Here is a 5,054-nt window from a genome sequence, read left to right as displayed (position 1 = left end):
CGCTGGCTGGAGGACCAGGGCGTGTCCGTGTTCCTGGAGCTGGGCCCGGACGGTGTCCTGTCGGGCATGGCGCAGGAATCCCTGACCGGGGACGCGCAGTTGATCGCGGCCCTGCGCAAGGACCGACCCGAACCGGAAGCCCTGGTCACCGCCCTCGGCCGCCTGCACATAGCCGGCATCGGTCTTGATTGGGACGCCGTTTTCCCTGGTGCCAAGGCAGTCGACCTGCCTACGTACGCCTTCCAGCACCAGTGGTTCTGGCTCGAGTCCCGGGACTTCGGTGGGGACGGCGAGATCGTACGCGACCCCGTCGAGACGGCGTTCTGGGAAGCGGTGGAGCGCGAGGACCTGGCCTCGCTCACCGGGACCCTGCGGGTGGACGGGGAGCAGCCGCTGAGTGCCGTACTGCCCGCCCTGTCGAGCTGGCGCAGGCAGCGCCGGGAGCTCTCGCTCATCGACGACTGGCGCTACCGCGTCACCTGGCAGCCCCTGGGCGTCGAGGCGTCCGCCCCCGCGCTGACCGGCACATGGGTCGTGGTGACTTCCGTGGCCCAGGCCGCCGACGAGGTCGCCGCTGCCCTGGCGGACCACGGCGCGGATGTCGTACCCGTCGTCCTGTCCGACCTGGACCGCGTCGGCGTCGCCGAGGCCCTGCGCGCCGCCGTCGGGGCAGGCACCGTGGACGGCGTGGTCTCCTTGCTCGGCCTCGACGAGCAGGTCGACGTCGGGGTGCCCCGCGGGGTTGTCGGCACCATGGCGCTCGTCCAGGCCCTCGCCGACGCCGGGATCGACGCACCGCTGTGGCTGCTGACCTCGGGCGCGGTGGCGGTCGCCGACGAGGTGCCCGGCAGCGTGGTGCAGGCCCAGGTGTGGGGATTCGGCCGAACCGCCGCGCTGGAGCACCCGGAGCGTTGGGGTGGTCTGGTCGACCTGCCGGAGACGTGGGGCGAGGACACAGGTGCGCGGATCGCCGCCGTGCTGGCGGGGGTTGAAAGCGAGGTGGCCGTTCGGGCGTCCGGTGTGTTCGGGCGGCGTCTGGTGCGGGCCCGGGCGGCGGATGCGCCGGTTGTGCGTTCGTGGGTGCCGTCGGGCACGGTGCTGATCACGGGTGGTACGGGGGCGCTGGGCGCGCACGTGGCGCGTTGGGCGGCCCGTAACGGTGCGGAGCATCTGCTGCTCGTGTCGCGGCGTGGTCAAGAGGCGCCGGACGCTGGCGAGTTGACGGCGGAGCTGGCGGAGCTGGGTGTCCGGGTCACGGTCGCGGCGTGTGATGTGGCGGACCGTGCCGCTGTGGAGGCACTGCTCACCGAGGCGTGCGCGGAGGTGCCGCTGACGGCGGTGGTGCATGCCGCGGGCGTGGTGGATGACGGTGTGGTCGAGTCGTTGACGCCGGAGCGTGTGGCCGGGGTGCTGCGGCCGAAGGCGGATGCGGCGTGGGTGCTGCACGAGGTCACCCAGGGCATGGATCTGTCGGCGTTCGTGCTGTTCTCCTCCTTCGCCGGCGTTGTCGGCGGGATGGGGCAGGCGAACTATGCGGCGGCCAACGCGTACCTGGACGCGCTGGCCGAGTATCGGCGTGGACTGGGTCTTGCCGCGACGTCGGTGGCGTGGGGTCCGTGGGCCGGTGGCGGTATGGCGGCGGGGGAGATCGAGGAGCGGGCGCGGCGGGGCGGTCTGTCGCCGCTGGTGCCCGAGCGTGCTCTGGCGGCTCTGCGGCAGGCGGTCGACCACGGTGNCTCTGGCGGCTCTGCGGCAGGCGGTCGACCACGGTGACGCGGTCGTGGCCGTGGCCGATGTGGACTGGGAGCGGTTCGGGGCCGGCGGGCATGTCGCGTTGTTCGACGGGATACCGGAGGTACGACGCCTGCGCGAGCACGCCACCCCCGACGACGGCGCTTCGGCCCTCGCCCGCTGGCTGGACGGAGTCCCCGCAGCCGAGCAGGAGCAAGCCGTCGTCGACCTGGTGTGCACGCACGCCGCGGCCGTCCTCGGCTACTCGGGCCCCGCGTCCATCGACCCCGACCGTGCCTTCCGCGAGCTGGGCTTCGACTCGCTGACCGCTCTCGAGTTCCGTAACCAGATCGGCGCCACCATCGGCCGGCAGCTGCCCGCTACCGTCGTCTTCGACTATCCGACCGCCGTCGCCCTCGCCGGATACCTGCGCGAGGAGTTCATCGGCGCGGCCGTCGACAGCGCGGCTGCGGTCTTGCAGGACGGTACGTCGTGGCAGGACAACGAGCCCATCGCGATCGTCGGGATGAGCTGCCGATTTCCCGGTGGCGTCGGCTCGCCCGAAGACCTGTGGCGGCTTGTCGTCTCCGGTACGGACGCCATGTCACCGTTCCCCGCCGACCGCGGCTGGGACCTCGAGCGGCTCTACGACCCGGATCCCGACGCACCCGGCACCGCCTATGTCCGCGACGGTGGCTTCGTCAGCGACGCGGCCAGGTTTGACGCCGCGTTCTTCGGCATCTCGCCGCGCGAGGCGCTGGCCATGGACCCGCAGCAGCGGCTCCTCCTCGAAACGGCCTGGGAGGCCTTCGAGTACGCGGGCATCGACCCGCTCTCCGTGCGCGGCACCCGCACGGGCGTCTTCGCCGGCACCAACGGTCAGGACTACGCCGCGGGCCTCACCTCGGTGCCCGACGGCGTCGACGGCTACCTCGGAATCGGCAACGCGGCCAGCGTCGTCTCCGGCCGCGTCGCCTACGCCCTGGGCCTGGAAGGTCCCGCGGTGTCGGTCGACACGGCCTGCTCGTCATCCCTGGTCGCCCTGCACCTGGCGATGCAGGCACTGCGCACCGGCGAGTGCACGCTCGCACTCGCCGGCGGTGTCACGGTGATGTCCAGCCCGGCTGCCTTCATGGAGTTCAGCCGCCAGCGAGGGTTGGCCGCCGACGGCCGCTGCAAGGCGTTCGCGGCAGCGGCGGACGGCACGGCCTGGGGCGAGGGCGTCGGCCTGCTCGTGGTGGAGCGCCTGTCGGACGCTCGCCGCAACGGGCACGAGGTGCTCGCGGTGGTCCGCGGTTCCGCCGTCAATCAGGACGGCGCGTCGAATGGTCTGACGGCGCCGAACGGTCCCTCGCAGCAGCGCGTCATCCGTCAGGCCCTCGCCAATGCGCGCGTCGAGGCGTCCGAGGTCGATGCCGTGGAGGCGCACGGCACGGGCACATCGCTGGGTGACCCGATCGAGGCGGAGGCACTCCTCGCGACATACGGCAAGGAACGCGACGCGGACCGCCCGCTGTGGCTGGGCTCCATCAAGTCGAACATCGGGCACACGCAGGCCGCCGCGGGTGTGGCGGGCATCATCAAGATGGTCATGGCGATGCGGAACGGCGTACTGCCGCAGAGCCTGCACATCGATGAGCCGACCCCCCACGTCGACTGGCCCACGGGGGCGGTCGAGCTCCTCGCCGAGTCACGTCCTTGGCCCGAGACGGGCCGCCCGCGCCGGGCGTCGGTCTCGTCGTTCGGCGTGAGCGGCACCAACGCGCACACCGTGCTGGAGGAGGCATCCACCGTCGAGAGCGTGGCCGCGCCCCCGGAAACCGCGGATTCACCGGCAGACTCGCCTGCCGAACCGCACTCCCCGGTCCTGCCCCTACTCGTGTCGGCCCGCACGGCCCCCGCACTCACCGCGCAGCTCGAACGGCTGAGCAGCCACCTCACCGCACACCCCGAACTGTCGCGCCTCGACGTGGCCCACTCACTGACCAAGACCCGCGCACTTCTCGAACACCGCGTGGTGCTCCTTGGGTCCGACCTCGACGGCCTGGAAGACGCGCTGGTTCAAGGCGTCGCGGATCTGCGGGGCAAGAGCGTGTTCGTGTTTCCGGGGCAGGGCTCGCAGTGGGTCGGCATGGCGGCCGAACTCATCGAGTCCTCACCGGTGTTCGCGGAGCGGATGCGTGAGTGTGCCACGGCGTTGTCCTCGTATGTGGACTGGTCGTTGTTCGACGTCCTCAATGATGCCGAGGCGCTGGAGCGCGTCGATGTCGTGCAGCCGGTGCTGTGGGCGGTGATGGTGTCCCTGGCCGAACTGTGGAGTGCGTACGGCATCAAGCCCGCCGCGGTCGTGGGGCATTCGCAGGGTGAGATCGCGGCGGCCTGTGTGGCAGGAGCCCTGTCCATCGAGGACGCCGCGAAGGTGGTGGCGCTGCGGTCGAAGGCGATCCTGGCGCTGTCGGGTCTGGGTGGCATGGTGTCGGTGGCGTTGCCGGTGGATCAGGTTCGTGAGCGGCTGTCCGAGGGCCTGTCGGTCGCGGCGGTCAACGGGCCTTCGTCCGTGGTGGTTTCGGGAGATGTCGCCGAGCTGGATGCCCTGCTGGCCGCCTGCGAGGCCGACGAGGTCCGGGCGCGTCGGATCCCGGTGGACTACGCCTCGCATTCGGCGCATGTGGAGGCCATCCACGCCGAACTCCTTGATGTCCTGGCGGGACTTGAGCCGCGTACGGCGGAGGTGCCGTTCTTCTCGACGGTGACGGCCGACTGGCTGGACACCACGGTGATGGACGCCGAGTACTGGTACACCAACCTCCGCCAGACCGTTCGATTCGAGGAGGCCACCAAGGCGCTGGCCGAGCAGGGCCACCGCTACTTCATCGAGGCCTCCGCCCACCCGGTGCTGACCATCGGGGTGCAGCAGACGCTTGAGGACGCCGGTGTGGAGGCGGCCGTGCTGGGCACGTTGCGCCGCGACGAGGGTGGACTGGAGCGGTTTGTCACCTCGCTTGCCGAGGGCTGGGTGCGGGGTCTGTCCGTGGACTGGTCCCCGCTGCTCGCCGGCGGGCGCCGGGTCGCGTTACCCACGTACGCCTTCCAGGGCGAGCGTTACTGGCTGGACAAGGGTGTTGCTCCGGGCGAGGTCGGTGGGGTGGTGGCTGATCCGCTGGATGTGGAGTTCTGGGCGGCGGTGGAGCGGGGGGACTCGGTGGCGTTGGCCGAGACGCTCGGTCTTGAGGGTGGTGAGTTGGGTGCGGTGCTGCCTGCGTTGTCGTCGTGGCGGCGTGGGCGTGTGGTGCGGTCGCGGGTGGATGAGTGGCGCTATTCGG

At 71.3% G+C, this 5,054-nt stretch carries 1 protein-coding gene and 1 pseudogene; both read left to right on the top strand.

The window, feature by feature from the left end; all coding sequences use genetic code 11:
• Positions 1 to 66: 66 nt before the first annotated feature.
• Positions 67 to 1,735: pseudogene (locus FGD71_RS05815) on the top strand (SDR family NAD(P)-dependent oxidoreductase); the annotation flags it as partial.
• A 1-nt stretch (position 1,736) separates the two neighbouring features.
• The coding region (locus FGD71_RS05810; RefSeq protein WP_140935835.1) for a type I polyketide synthase at positions 1,737 to 5,054 on the top strand (3,318 nt) is incomplete at both ends.

Source organism: Streptomyces sporangiiformans (assembly GCF_005768555.2).
Lineage (GTDB): Bacteria > Actinomycetota > Actinomycetes > Streptomycetales > Streptomycetaceae > Streptomyces > Streptomyces sporangiiformans.
This window is presented reverse-complemented; position numbering and strand designations above follow the sequence as displayed.